13 protein-coding genes are annotated in these 11,855 nt (G+C 72.0%); 7 read left to right on the top strand and 6 right to left on the bottom strand.

All coding sequences use genetic code 11. The annotated features are described in order from the left end of the window. The first annotated feature begins 57 nt into the window (after positions 1–57). Positions 58–306 (top strand): SCO4226 family nickel-binding protein, encoded by a 249-nt coding sequence (locus tag ACI2L3_RS11235; RefSeq protein ID WP_404752081.1) that lies wholly within the window; start codon positions 58–60, stop codon positions 304–306. 67 nt (positions 307–373) lie between these two features. Further along, the gene (locus tag ACI2L3_RS11240) at positions 374–1,849 is read left to right on the top strand and encodes an MFS transporter (RefSeq protein ID WP_404752082.1); all 1,476 of its coding nucleotides are present in this window, start codon (positions 374–376) and stop codon (positions 1,847–1,849) included. Here the strand turns inward: ACI2L3_RS11240 and ACI2L3_RS11245 are convergent. The 3 genes from ACI2L3_RS11245 to ACI2L3_RS11255 are packed head-to-tail and all read right to left on the bottom strand — an operon-like array spanning position 1,818 to position 4,404. Beyond that, positions 1,818–2,495: a response regulator gene (locus ACI2L3_RS11245; RefSeq protein ID WP_404752083.1), complete on the bottom strand. Its 678-nt coding sequence runs from the start codon at positions 2,493–2,495 to the stop codon at positions 1,818–1,820. The two genes, ACI2L3_RS11240 and ACI2L3_RS11245, sit on opposite strands and share 32 nt — an antisense overlap. Then, positions 2,492–3,715 (bottom strand): sensor histidine kinase, encoded by a 1,224-nt coding sequence (locus tag ACI2L3_RS11250; RefSeq protein ID WP_404752084.1) that lies wholly within the window; start codon positions 3,713–3,715, stop codon positions 2,492–2,494. The genes ACI2L3_RS11245 and ACI2L3_RS11250 overlap by 4 nt, the downstream gene beginning before the upstream one ends. Continuing rightward, on the bottom strand, positions 3,715–4,404 hold the full coding sequence (locus ACI2L3_RS11255) for a hypothetical protein (RefSeq protein ID WP_404752085.1): 690 nt from the start codon (positions 4,402–4,404) through the stop codon (positions 3,715–3,717). Before ACI2L3_RS11255 ends, ACI2L3_RS11250 begins: the two co-directional genes overlap by 1 nt. A gap of 165 nt (positions 4,405–4,569) precedes the next feature. Here ACI2L3_RS11255 and ACI2L3_RS11260 point away from each other — a divergent pair, with 165 nt between their 5' ends. Together ACI2L3_RS11260 and ACI2L3_RS11265 are read left to right on the top strand one after the other, a co-directional pair. Then, a complete protein-coding gene (locus tag ACI2L3_RS11260) occupies positions 4,570–4,908 on the top strand; it encodes a hypothetical protein (protein WP_404752086.1) in 339 nt (112 codons plus the stop codon). Positions 4,909–4,994: 86 nt separating this feature from the next. Beyond that, positions 4,995–6,551: a phytoene desaturase family protein gene (locus ACI2L3_RS11265; RefSeq protein WP_404752087.1), complete on the top strand. Its 1,557-nt coding sequence runs from the start codon at positions 4,995–4,997 to the stop codon at positions 6,549–6,551. Positions 6,552–6,596: 45 nt separating this feature from the next. Here ACI2L3_RS11265 and ACI2L3_RS11270 read toward each other — a convergent pair whose 3' ends face one another. Both ACI2L3_RS11270 and ACI2L3_RS11275 read right to left on the bottom strand, forming a co-directional pair. Continuing rightward, a complete protein-coding gene (locus ACI2L3_RS11270) occupies positions 6,597–6,950 on the bottom strand; it encodes a VOC family protein (RefSeq protein WP_404752088.1) in 354 nt (117 codons plus the stop codon). A 42-nt stretch (positions 6,951–6,992) separates the two neighbouring features. After that, positions 6,993–7,466: a VOC family protein gene (locus ACI2L3_RS11275; protein ID WP_404752089.1), complete on the bottom strand. Its 474-nt coding sequence runs from the start codon at positions 7,464–7,466 to the stop codon at positions 6,993–6,995. A gap of 117 nt (positions 7,467–7,583) precedes the next feature. Between ACI2L3_RS11275 and ACI2L3_RS11280 the strand changes: the two genes are divergently transcribed. After that, complete coding sequence (locus tag ACI2L3_RS11280) at positions 7,584–8,711, top strand: NAD(P)H-dependent flavin oxidoreductase (RefSeq protein WP_404752090.1); 1,128 nt, start codon at positions 7,584–7,586, stop codon at positions 8,709–8,711. Further along, positions 8,708–10,327 (top strand): acyl-CoA synthetase, encoded by a 1,620-nt coding sequence (locus ACI2L3_RS11285; RefSeq protein ID WP_404752091.1) that lies wholly within the window; start codon positions 8,708–8,710, stop codon positions 10,325–10,327. The genes ACI2L3_RS11280 and ACI2L3_RS11285 overlap by 4 nt, the downstream gene beginning before the upstream one ends. 18 nt (positions 10,328–10,345) lie before the next feature. Here ACI2L3_RS11285 and ACI2L3_RS11290 read toward each other — a convergent pair whose 3' ends face one another. After that, positions 10,346–11,224 carry a nitroreductase/quinone reductase family protein gene (locus ACI2L3_RS11290; RefSeq protein ID WP_404752092.1) on the bottom strand — a complete coding sequence of 293 codons (879 nt, stop codon included), beginning with the start codon at positions 11,222–11,224 and terminating at the stop codon, positions 10,346–10,348. Positions 11,225–11,413: 189 nt separating this feature from the next. Here ACI2L3_RS11290 and ACI2L3_RS11295 point away from each other — a divergent pair, with 189 nt between their 5' ends. Then, on the top strand, positions 11,414–11,812 hold the full coding sequence (locus ACI2L3_RS11295; RefSeq protein WP_404752495.1) for a MarR family winged helix-turn-helix transcriptional regulator: 399 nt from the start codon (positions 11,414–11,416) through the stop codon (positions 11,810–11,812). Positions 11,813–11,855: the final 43 nt, after the last annotated feature.

Raw genomic sequence — 11,855 nt, forward strand, 5'->3', positions numbered from 1 at the left:
CACACCGTCGCGGGGGCGCAGGATGGAGATAGCGAAGACAGAAGGAGGTGCGGCGTCATGTCGAAATTCATGGACGTCCACCACGGGATGAACGGCATCACGGCGGACCAGCTGAAGGCGGCCCATCAGGCGGATCTCGCCATCGAGAAAGAAGAGGGCGTGCACTTCGAGAAGGCGTGGGCGGACCCGGACTCCGGCACGGTCTACTGCCTCTCCGAGGCACCGTCGGCCGAAGCGGTCCAGCGCATCCACGAACGCGCGGGCCACCGGGCGGACGAGGTGCATGCGGTGCCCCTGACCGTGTGAGCCGTGCGCCCAGGGCGGACAGAAAAGATGTGGCCTCGGCTGCTTGGCGCTGGGTACCGTCGCGGCCATGACGACGGCGGGGGCTCCGGCACGCGAAGACCGGCGTGAGAGCGGACGGCCCTGGGCCCTCCTGCTCGTCCTGTGCGGCACGATCTTCCTGGAGGGCAGCGATGTCGCCATGCTGGCCGTCGCCGTCCCCACCATCCGCGCCGACCTCGGCCTGACCACCGGCACCACGGCGTGGGTGATGAGCGGCTACGTGCTCGGCTACGCCGGTTTCACCCTGCTGGGCGGGCGCACCGCCGATCTGCGGGGCAGACGGCGGACGTTCCTCACCTGGCTGGGCGTCTTCCTGGTCTTCTCCGTGCTCGGCGGCTTCGCGACAGACGGTTGGACGCTGATCCTGGCCCGGTTCGTCACCGGCGTGGCGGCGGCCTTCATGACCCCCGCCGCCCTGTCGATCATCACCACCTCGTATCCGGCGGGGCCGGGACGCGACAAGGCCCTGCTGGTCTTCGCCGGCGTCGGTGCGGGCGGCTTCTCACTGGGCCTCGTCATCGGCGGACTGCTCACCGAACTCGGCTGGCGCTGGGTGTTCTTCGCCCCGGCCTTCTTCGCCGGCGCCCTCCTGCTCGCGGCGACCGGGCTGCTGCCGGCCGAGGCCCGCCCCGAGCCGGCGCAGCGCGGCTACGACCTGGCGGGCGCGGCCGTCGCCGCCACCGCGATGCTGCTGCTCGCCTTCGGCATCGTCCGGCTCGAGCACCGCGGCGAAGGCATCGGGCTCACCCTCGGCGCGCTCGCCGCCGGGCTCGCGCTGGTGGTGACGTTCATCGCGATCGAGCGGCGCGCCACGGCGCCGCTCGTCCGGCTGGGGATCTTCCGCAAGGCCGCGATGGTGCGGGCCGATGTCGGTGCGGCGCTGTTCCTCGGCGCGTTCTTCGGCTTCCAGTTCATCGTCACCCTCTACCTGCAAGAGCTGCGCGGCTGGTCCTCGCTGCAGACGGCGATCGCGCTGATCGTCATGGGCTGCGACGCCGTACTGGCGCCCACCCTCACCCCGCGCCTGGTGCGCCGCTACGGCAACGGCCGGGTCATCTTCGGCGGATTCCTGCTGGCGATCGTGGCCTACGGGCTCTTCCTGCCGGTCGGGATGGACTGGCCCTACGCGGCGATGTTCCCGAGCCTCGTCATCGCGGGCACCGCCTTCGCCCTCGCCTACGGTCCGCTCACCATCGCGGCGACCGACAGCGTGGCCGAGGAGGAGCAGGGCCTGGCCGGCGGGCTGCTGTACACGTGCACCCAGTTCGGCTCGGCGGTCGGGATCTCCGCGGTGACCGCGGTGTACGGGATCGCCGCGGCAGGGGCCGATGGGTCACCGGGGACAGTGCTGGACGCCTACCGCACCGCGCTCGTCGTCCCGGTGGTCATGGTGCTGCTGGGCGCGGCCGTCTCCGCATGGGGCCTGCGCGCCGCCGGGCCCGCCGACGGCGCTCCGGCCGAGTCCGCCGCGGTCAGGGCCGCGGCGGGGAAGAACCCGGCGTGACCAGTCCGCTCTGGTAGGCCGCGGCGACCGCCTGGGCGCGGTCGCGCATGCCGAGCTTCAGGAGGATCCGGCCCAGGTGGGTCTTGACCGTCGCCTCGCTGATGAACAGGTGGGCGGCGATCTCGGCGTTGGAGAAGCCGTGGGCGACGAGGACGAGGACCTCGCGCTCCCGGCCGGTGAGCGCTGCCAGCTCCTCGGGGGCCGGCCTGATCCGCTCCGGGCGGGCGGCGAACTCGGCCAGCATGCCGGAGATCACCGCGGGGTCCAGCCAGCCGTCGCCGTCGGCGAGCGCCCGGACCGCGCCGACCAGCTCGTCGGGGGCCGCGTCCTTCAGCAGAAAGCCGGAGGCCCCGGCACGCAGTGCCTGGTAGACGGCCTCACTCACGTTGTACGTCGTCAGCACGAGCACGCGGGCCTCGCCGGGGAAGGCGTCGGCGGTGATTCGCCGGGTCGCCTCGACGCCGTCCGTGCCGGGCATCCGCACGTCCATGACGACGACCTTGGGCCGCAGCTCGGCCGCCAGGGCCACGGCCTGGTCGCCGTCGGCGGCCTCGCCCACCACCTCGATGCCGTCCTCACCGGTGAGCAGCATGGCGAGCGCGGAACGCACCATCGCCTGGTCGTCCGCGATCAGTACCTGAATCATGACGCGGCCTCCTGTCGGAAGAGTCCGTGGGCCGGCAGGGTGGCGGCGACTCGGAAGCCGCCCTCCCCGGTGGGGCCGGCGTCGAACGTGCCGCCGCAGACGGCCACCCGCTCGCGCAGCCCCAACAGGCCGTGCCCGGTGGAGAGTTCGGAGCGGACCGCCGCCGGAGTGCCCCGCCCGTCGTCGCCGACCTCGATCCGCAGCCTGCCGTCGGCGCCGTGCCAGTCGAGGCGTACGACGGTGGCCGCTCCGGGCCCCGCGTGCTTGGCCGCATTGGTGAGCGCCTCCTGCACCAGCCGGTACGCGGTCAGGTCGACGCTCCTGGGGAGCGTGGCGGGCACCCCTGTCACCTCCAGGCGGGCGTGCAGCCCCGCCTGGCGCACCCCGTTCAGGAGCGGGTCCAGATCGGCGAGCCCGAAGCCCGCCCCCTCGGCGGCGAGCCGCTCACCCTCGGTGCGCAGCACGAGCAGCATGTGCCTCAGCTCCGCGACAGCGGTCTTGCCGCTCGACTCGATCTGGTCGAGCGCGCGCTCGACCCGGTCCGGGTCGGCCCGCAGCACATGCCGGGCACCACCCGCCTGCAACACCATGACGGTGACCGCGTTGGCGACGATGTCGTGCAACTCCCGTGCCGTACGCGCCCGTTCGGCCAGGATCGCCTCCTGGGCGCGGGCCAGCGCGAGCCGGTCCCTGGCGCCCGCCGCCCGCCCCGCCCGCACCCACCGGCCGACGCCCCACACCTCAAGGTTGAGCAGCCCGTAGAAGCAGGCCACCCCGATCAGGGAGGTCAGTCGCTCCGCGGCGGGTACGTCGGCGAGCGCCGCCCGCACCGAAAGGGCCACCGGCACGGTCACACAGGCCAGCGCCAGCACGGCGGGCCGGGCGCCCTGGGAAGCGGCGACGGTGTAGAGCGCGGCGAGCAGCGCCAGCGTCGGGCTGTAGTCGAACACCCCGGTGGCGGTGAGGAGTTCACCGCCGAGGGCATGCGCCCACACGTACCCGAACACCGCGCGGGGAGCCCGCCGCCGCCCCGCGAGCGCCGCATGGCCGAGGACGGCGTACCCGACCGTGACAAGCCGGTCGGCCAGGCCGACGTTCGGCAGCGCGAAGTCCGAGAAGAGGAACAGGTCGGGCAGGAGCAGGGCGCCGGCGAGCACGGAGTCCTGGACGGCGGGCGCCGCCCGATACAGCCTGCCGAGGGCGGCGCCGGGCCCGGCCATCACGGTCCGGTGGGCGGGTGTGGGTGCGGGTGCGGGTCGTCGTGGTCCGAACCGTCGCCGTGCGGCGGCTGCGGGTTGTCGCGGTGCGGGTCGTCGCCTTGCGGCGGGCGTGGCGGGTGCGGGAAGCACGTACGGATGACCCGGCAGGGACCTGCCGCGAACGCGTCGAGCCGGTCGAGTGGATCGAGCCCGTTCGCCGCGTCGGGCCCTTCCTCGCCGGCCACCTCTTCGCCTACCCCTGCCCCTGCTTCGGTCAGGCCCGCCCTTCTGGGGCGCCGGGGCACCGGAGAGTCGTAGCCCAGCGTCCGCATCGCCGCCCACAGGTCACCGTCCTCGGCGAGCAGCGCCTCGGCGAGGCGGCGCTGGGTGGAGGGCTCGGCGCGCACCATGTAGCGCGAGCGCCCCGCGAGCCGGACGACGCTCGCCGTCACGCCCGGCGCGGGCTCGCCGGAGCCGAGGTGCTCCACCTCGGACACGGCGATCCGCTCGACCGGCCCGCTTCCGGCGGGCAGCGGTGCGATCACGGCGACCAGCGGGCCCGGCGGCCGGAGGAGGAGCGGCGGCGGATCCGGGACGAGGAGCGCGTCCCTGTCGACGAGGAGGGCCCGGGCGCCGATCGGTTCGAGGGTGACGTCCGCAGCCGTGACCAGCACGGTTGTCTCGTCCATGGGGTCGTTCCAGTCGCTCATGGACCCATGAAACTTTCTCGCTCCCACGCAGAAACGTACCCCCTGGGTCGTACACGGTTAATCCACTCCGGAGTGGACGCGAGGGTGGTCCCGATGCGCGCATTCTCATGGGTGTCGGAAACACGTCCGACGAGGTGGGAGACCGGAAAGGACCGGGGAGACGCCATGGGATACCAGGTCAAGTTCTACCAACTGCGGTGCATCGAGACCGAGGACAACGGCGAGGACGAGCTGTGGGTGGACTTCCGCGGCCAGCGCGTCTGGGGCCGCGGCGACATCAACAACGGCGCCGTCATCAACGTCAACAACGGGCCGTTCACGATGGTCAACAGCGGTGCCGACGTCGTCTCCATGTGGGACAAGGACGACTTCGACCCGGACGACCACCTGGGCGACTTCCACATCAGCCCCGCCGTGTCGGGCCGCGGCGAGCAGGTCGCCACGTTCCGCAACAACGGTGCCCACTACACCCTCACGTACGAGGTGCGGCCGGACAACTGGTAGTCCGCTCGGGCACGCCGCCCCGGGGCCTTCGGGTCCCGGGGCGGCTTCGTACGGAGAGCCCGCGGCGGCTCGTGTTAGGAAGAGCCATGCCTGATCGTGATGCGTACGACGCCGTCATCGTCGGCGGTGGCCACAACGGTCTTGTCGCCGCCGCCTATCTCGCCCGCGCCGGACGGTCCGTGCTGCTCGTCGAGCGGCTCTCCGCCACCGGCGGCGCCGCTGTCTCCAGCCGGCCCTTCCCCGGAGTCGACGCGCGGCTCTCCCGCTACTCCTACCTCGTCAGCCTCCTCCCCAAGAAGATCGTCCGGGACCTCGACCTCGACTTCAGGGTGCGCACCCGCACCGTGTCCTCCTACACGCCGGCCGAGCGCGGCGGCCGCCCCACCGGCCTGCTCGTCGGCGGCGGCGAGGCCCGGACCCGCCAGTCGTTCGCGCGGCTCACCGGCGGACAGCGCGAGTACGAGGCCTGGCGCGACTTCTACGCGATGACCGGGGAGGTCGCCCGCCGCGTCTTCCCCACGCTCACCGAGCCCCTGCCCGGCCGCGCCGAGCTGCGTGCCCGCGTCGACGACGACACCGCGTGGCGCGCCCTCTTCGAGGAGCCGATCGGCACCGCGATCGAGGAGCGCTTCGCCGACGACCTGGTGCGCGGCGTTGTCCTCACCGACGCCCTCATCGGCACCTTCGCCGACGCCCACGACCCGTCCCTGCGCCAGAACCGCTGCTTCCTGTACCACGTCATCGGCGGCGGCACCGGCGACTGGAACGTTCCCGTCGGCGGCATGGGCGCCCTCACCGCGGCCATCGCCGACGCGGCGCGCTCGGCGGGCGCCCAGCTGCGGACGGGGTGCGAGGCGACCCGGATCGCCACCGACGGGCAGCGCGCCGAGGTCACGTACGCGACGGAGGACGGCGAGCGGACCGTCGGGGCCGGTCACGTCCTGGTCAACGCGTCACCGCAGGCCCTCGCCGCGCTCGTCGGCGAGGAACCTCCGACGCCCGCCGAAGGCGCCCAGCTCAAGGTCAACATGCTGCTCAAGCGGCTGCCGCGGCTGCGCGACACGTCCGTCGACCCGCGTGAGGCGTTCGCCGGCACCTTCCACATCGCCGAGGGGTACGAGGAGTTGGCGGCCGCGTACGCCCAGGCAGCGGCCGGTACGCCACCCGTGGCGCCGCCCTCCGAGATCTACTGCCACTCCCTGACCGACCCGACGATCCTCGCCCCCGAACTCGCCGAGACCGGCCATCAGACCCTCACCCTCTTCGGCCTGCACACCCCGGCGAGGCTCTTCGCCCGGGACAACGACGCCGTACGGGCCGAGCTCCTGCGGTCGACCCTCGCCCAGCTGGACGCACACCTCGCCGAGCCGATCACCGACTGCCTGGCCCTCGACGGCGAAGGACGCCCCTGCATCGAGGCGAAGACCCCGCTGGACCTGGAGCGGGACCTGCGGCTGCCCGGCGGCCACATCTTCCACCGCGATCTCGCGTTCCCGTACGCCGAAGGGAACGCCGGGCGCTGGGGCGTCGAGACCCGGCACGCGAACGTCCTGCTGTGCGGCGCGGGCGCGGTGCGCGGCGGCGGCGTCAGCGGCATCCCCGGTCACAACGCCGCGATGGCGGTCCTGGACGGCTCACGCTGACAGCTCCATGCGAATCCATGCGGATCCATTCGGAGGTATGCGGTTCTATTCGGAGGAGGGGAGCGGCGCGCCGCCGAAGCCGATCTCGTTCCCGTCGGGATCGCGGTAGGTGGCCTTGCGGACGCCGTTCGCGTACGTCTCCCGGCGGTCGGGCCTGAGGCTGCGCTCGGCGATCCGCGCGACACGGGCGTCGAAGTCACCGGCGAAGACGGTGTGGCGGGCATGGCCGGCGTGCTCGGGCAGGTGCTCGATGTACAGGTAGCGGTGTTCCGCGAGCTCCCAGACGGCTTCGACGTCGTTCGGGCAGAAGGTGGGCGGCCCGCCGAGGAGGCGTTCGTACCACTGGAGGGCCCGCGCGTAGTCGCTGACCGGGATACCGGAGAACAGTTCGATGGCCATGCGGCCATCGTAGGAACCCCGCGTGCTCGCCGCGTGCCCGCCTCACCGGTGACCGGTCGCACCGGCGGGACCGGTCTCGTCGATGGCGGGCATCGGCTCCCCGTCCGGATGCCATGCCCGCAGGAAATTCTCCTGGCGGCCGATGTCGACGAGCTCGATGCGGGCGCCGATGCTGTCCATGCGGTGGTAGACGAACGGTCGCCCGTGGGGGCAGCCCGAGAAATCCACGGGGAAGCCCTCCCGCTCCAGGCGACGTGAGCCCTCCCGGACATCGCTCGACCAGAAGCCGACATGATCGAATCTGGCACCGCCGGCCGCATGCCAGGGACTGCCGGGAGCTCCCTCGATGAGCTCGATGAAGGGCGCCCCGCCGGCGGTGAAGACGATCCGGTAGTCCCATCCCCCGAGCCGGTCGGAGACGGGCTCACACCACTCGACACCGGCTGAGCGCTGAAAGTCCCGCATCGCTCGTTCGAGGTCGGGGACGGCGAAACACACGTGATAGAAGGCAGCCATCCGTCCATGATCGGATGCGGTGCGCCGGAGAGCCACAGGTTTCGGCGGCACCCGTTTACCTGACACTGCATCAGAAAATCTCTTCCCTCGGTCGGGCCGCTGCGGCATCCTGCGCCCATGCAGACGGAGTTGAGCAAGAAACTCGGGATCGAGCACGCCGTCTTCGGCTTCACGCCCTTCCCCGCGGTGGCCGCGGCCATCAGCAGGGCGGGCGGGTTCGGGGTGCTCGGCGCGGTCCGCTACACGGCGCCCGACGAACTCGCCAGGGACCTCGACTGGATGCAGGAGCACGTCGACGGAATGCCGTACGGGCTCGATGTCGTCATGCCCGCCAAGAAGGTCGAGGCCCAAGATGGGCAGGCACTGACCGAGGCCGACGTCGAGGCGATGATCCCGGACGGGCACCGCCAGTTCGTCCGGGACACCCTCGCCAAGCACGGCGTGCCCGAGCTCGCCGAGGGCGAGGCGTCCGGCTGGCGCATCACCGGCTGGATGGAGCAGGTCGCCCGCAACCAGCTCGACGTCGCCTTCGACTACCCGATCAAGCTGCTCGCCAACGCGCTCGGTTCACCGCCGGCCGACGTCATCCGGCGCGCCCACGACCAGGACGTCCTCGTCGCCGCCCTCGCGGGCAGCGCCCGGCACGCCCGCAAGCACGCGGAAGCGGGCATCGACATCGTCGTCGCCCAGGGGTACGAGGCGGGCGGCCACACCGGCGAGATCGCCTCCATGGTGCTCACGCCCGAGGCCGTCGACGCGGTGGCGCCGCTGCCGGTGCTCGCCGCCGGGGGCATCGGCAGCGGGCAGCAGATCGCGGCCGCGCTCGCGCTCGGCGCGCAGGGCGTCTGGCTCGGCTCCCTGTGGCTCACCACCACGGAGGCCGACCTGCATTCGCCTGCACTCACACGGAAACTCCTCGCGGCCGGCTCCGGCGACACGGTCCGCTCCCGTGCCCTGACCGGGAAGCCCGCCCGTCAGCTGCGGACGCGGTGGACCGACGCCTGGGACGACCCGCAGGGCCCGGGGACGCTGCCGATGCCGCTGCAGGGGCTGCTGGTCGCCGAGGCCGTGTCGCGCATCCAGAAGTACGAGGTGCAGGACCTGCTCGGCACGCCGGTCGGGCAGATCGTCGGCCGGATGAACAGCGAACGCAGCGTGCAGGCCGTCTTCGACGATCTGACGCGCGGCTTCGAGCGGGCCGTCGACCGTGTCATCCGCATCGCGGGAAGGGAAAGTCAGTCGTGAGCACACCTCCCCACAGCGCCCAGCCTCCCCACAGCGCCCGGCCTTCCAACAGCGCCGAGCCTTCCAACAGCGCCCCGCCGAACGGCTTCTGGGCCCAGGCCACGGCCGACCCCGCCCGCACCGTCCTCACCGCGCCGGACGGCGAGGAGTGGACGGCGGGCCGGCTGCACGGCGCCGTCAACCAGTTGGTGCACGGGCTGCGCGCCGCGGGCCTGGAGCGCGGCGACGCGTTCGCCGTCGTGCTGCCCAACGGCGTGGAGTTCTTCACCGCCTACCTCGCCGCCTCCCAGGCCGGCTTCTATCTCGTCCCCGTCAACCACCACCTGGTCGGCCCCGAGATCGCCTGGATCGTCGCCGACTCGGGTGCGAAGGTGCTGATCGCGCACGAGCGGTACGCGGCTGCCGCGGTCGCGGCGGCCGACGAGGCGGACCTCCCGGCGACCCACCGCTACGCCGTCGGCGACGTGCCCGGCTTCCGCCCCTACGCCCAACTCCTCGACGGGCACCCCGATGCGCCGCCCGCCGACCGCACGCTCGGCTGGGTCATGAACTACACCTCGGGCACGACGGGCCGCCCCCGCGGCATCCGCCGCCCGCTGTCCGGCAAGCTCCCCGAGGAGTCGTACCTCGGAGGATTCCTCGGCATCTTCGGCATCAAGCCCTTCGACGGCAACGTCCACCTGGTCTGCTCGCCGCTCTACCACACGGCGGTCCTCCAGTTCGCGGGCGCCGCCCTGCACATCGGCCACCCGCTGGTCCTCATGGACAAGTGGACGCCCGAGGAGATGCTCCGCCTCATCGACGCGCACAAGTGCACACACACGCACATGGTCCCGACCCAGTTCCACCGGCTGCTCGCCCTGCCGGAAGCGACACGGGCCGCGTACGACGTGTCCTCGATGCGGCACGCCATCCACGGCGCCGCGCCCTGCCCCGACCACGTGAAGCGGGCGATGATCGACTGGTGGGGGGAGTGCGTCGAGGAGTACTACGCGGCCAGCGAGGGAGGCGGCGCCTTCGCCACCGCACAGGACTGGCTGAAGAAGCCGGGGACGGTCGGAAAGGCCTGGCCCATCAGCGAGTTGGCGGTCTTCGACGACGACGGGAACCTCCTGGGCCCCGGTGAGCTCGGCACCGTCTACATGAAGATGTCCACCGGCGGCTTCTCGTACCACAAGGACGAGTCGAAGACGAAGAAGAACCGCATCGGCGACTTCTTCACCGTCGGCGATCTCGGTCTCCTCGACGAGGACGGCTATCTCTTCCTGCGCGACCGGAAGATCGACATGATCATCTCGGGCGGGGTCAACATCTACCCCGCCGAGATCGAGTCGGCGCTCCTCACCCACCCCGCGGTCGCGGACGCCGCCGCCTTCGGCATCCCGCACGACGACTGGGGCGAGGAGGTCAAGGCCGTCGTCGAGGTCGCCGAGGGCCACACCGCCGACGACGCGCTCGCCACCGAGATCCTCACTCACTGCGAGCGCCGCCTCGCGGGCTACAAGCGCCCGAAGAGCGTCGACTTCATCGAGACGATGCCCCGCGACCCCAACGGCAAGCTCTACAAACGGCGGCTGCGCGAGCCGTACTGGGAGGGGCGCGAGCGCACGATGTGACCGGGGCGGGCGGCGGGTTCAGCCACGGGTGCCGTACAGCGACGGCAGCAGCTGCTCCTCCTCGTACGCGAAGTGCTCCTCCAGGTCGGAGGTGAGCTTGTCCAGTTCCGCGACGAGGTCGACGGCGGCGTCCGGAGCGGCGAGAAGCGCCTCCAGTTCCCCGAGTGTCCGTGCCACGACTTCGTGCTCCGCACGGAGCCTGGCGACGGCCGGGGACAACTCGGGGAACTGGCGCTCCAGTTGAGCGAAGGCGTTGTCCTCATTGGTGTGGTGCTCGTGGAGCGCGCCGCAGAGCGTGAGGCAGTGCCGCGAGAGCTGTTGGCCCAGGGGCCGGAGTGGTCGCGTCGGTGTGCCGGTCGGATGCTGGGCGGCCTCCTCCCGTACGGCGGCCAGCTCGCGGCGCAACTCGCCGTGGACCCGTACGAGGTGGTCGGCGATCGCGCGGTGGCGTGCCGGTTCGGCGACGGTGAGGCGTTGCAGCGCGATCACGGGGATGGTGCGGACCGTGCCTTGCTGGTAGGCGGTGAAGGCCGGATCGCGCTCGCACTGGGCGCGGTACAGGGAGTCGCGCTCCGCGCCGCGCAGTACCTCGGCCGTGGCGGGGAAGCGCTCCACACCGCCCGCGCCGTCGCCGATCTCGACGGTGACCGCGGGGTCGGCGAGGAGGTTGTGGTACCAGGCGGGGTGGGCCGGAGCGCCGCCGTTGGAGGCGAAGACGATGAGGCGTGCGCCGTCCCGGGCGTAGACGGCGGGGGTCGTGCGGGCCATGCCGCTGCGGGCTCCCGTGGTGGTCAGCAGGAGGAGGGGCGCGCCGGCGAACATGCCGCCGACCTGGCCGCCGCTCGCCCTGAACTCCTCGATGACCCGCTGGTTGAACGCTTCGACGTCGTCGGGCATGGGTGTGGCCTCTCCGATAGCATCGGTGTCACAGACTGCTTTGCTTTGAAAGCAAAGTAGATTTGAAAGCAAAGCTATTGAGGGGAGTGCCGGGTGTCAACCGGCGACGAGAACCGAGGGAGCCTCGGGCGCGGGGCCGACGGGGCCGGACCGGAGGTCGACGACGCCGTCAGGACGCTGCTGCTGCTCATGCCGCGCATGGTCGGACGCGTGAAGCGGATCAAGGTCCCGGACGAGCTGCGGTCGCTGGACCTTGCGCCCCGTCACCTCTCGCTCCTGGCCTACCTGTTGTTCGACGGCCCGATGAGCGTGAACGACATCGCGGCCCGCCTCGGCGTCGCCCCGACGACCGTGAGCCTCATGGTGGGGGACCTCAGCCGCAAGGGGGTCCTGGCGCGCCAGGAGGACCCCGCCGACCGCCGGCGGAAGATCGTGAGCATCGCCGACGAGCACCGTGCGTCGATCGACGGCTGGCTCGGCCGCGGCGCGCTCGCCTGGCGCAGGGCGCTGGCCCCACTGACCCCGGCGGAACGGAAACTGTTCATCGACACGCTGACGGCGTACGAGGACGGGCTCGCCGAGGAGTGACCCCGGTGAACGGCGCGAGGCCGGACCCCGCCGCGCGGTGCGG

This window comes from Streptomyces sp. NPDC029674 (assembly GCF_044903205.1).
In the GTDB taxonomy this organism is placed as follows: Bacteria; Actinomycetota; Actinomycetes; order Streptomycetales; family Streptomycetaceae; genus Streptomyces.

Excerpts from the sequence above, each read along its gene's own strand:
- ACI2L3_RS11235 (WP_404752081.1), top strand. The coding sequence starts at position 58 with ATGTCGAAATTCATGGACGTCCACCACGGGATGAACGGCATCACGGCG.
- ACI2L3_RS11240 (WP_404752082.1), top strand. The coding sequence starts at position 374 with ATGACGACGGCGGGGGCTCCGGCACGCGAAGACCGGCGTGAGAGCGGA.
- ACI2L3_RS11245 (WP_404752083.1), bottom strand. The coding sequence starts at position 2,495 with ATGATTCAGGTACTGATCGCGGACGACCAGGCGATGGTGCGTTCCGCG.
- ACI2L3_RS11250 (WP_404752084.1), bottom strand. The coding sequence starts at position 3,715 with ATGGCCGGGCCCGGCGCCGCCCTCGGCAGGCTGTATCGGGCGGCGCCC.
- ACI2L3_RS11255 (WP_404752085.1), bottom strand. The coding sequence starts at position 4,404 with ATGAGCGACTGGAACGACCCCATGGACGAGACAACCGTGCTGGTCACG.
- ACI2L3_RS11260 (WP_404752086.1), top strand. The coding sequence starts at position 4,570 with ATGGGATACCAGGTCAAGTTCTACCAACTGCGGTGCATCGAGACCGAG.
- ACI2L3_RS11265 (WP_404752087.1), top strand. The coding sequence starts at position 4,995 with ATGCCTGATCGTGATGCGTACGACGCCGTCATCGTCGGCGGTGGCCAC.
- ACI2L3_RS11270 (WP_404752088.1), bottom strand. The coding sequence starts at position 6,950 with ATGGCCATCGAACTGTTCTCCGGTATCCCGGTCAGCGACTACGCGCGG.
- ACI2L3_RS11275 (WP_404752089.1), bottom strand. The coding sequence starts at position 7,466 with ATGGCTGCCTTCTATCACGTGTGTTTCGCCGTCCCCGACCTCGAACGA.
- ACI2L3_RS11280 (WP_404752090.1), top strand. The coding sequence starts at position 7,584 with ATGCAGACGGAGTTGAGCAAGAAACTCGGGATCGAGCACGCCGTCTTC.
- ACI2L3_RS11290 (WP_404752092.1), bottom strand. The coding sequence starts at position 11,224 with ATGCCCGACGACGTCGAAGCGTTCAACCAGCGGGTCATCGAGGAGTTC.
- ACI2L3_RS11295 (WP_404752495.1), top strand. The coding sequence starts at position 11,414 with ATGCCGCGCATGGTCGGACGCGTGAAGCGGATCAAGGTCCCGGACGAG.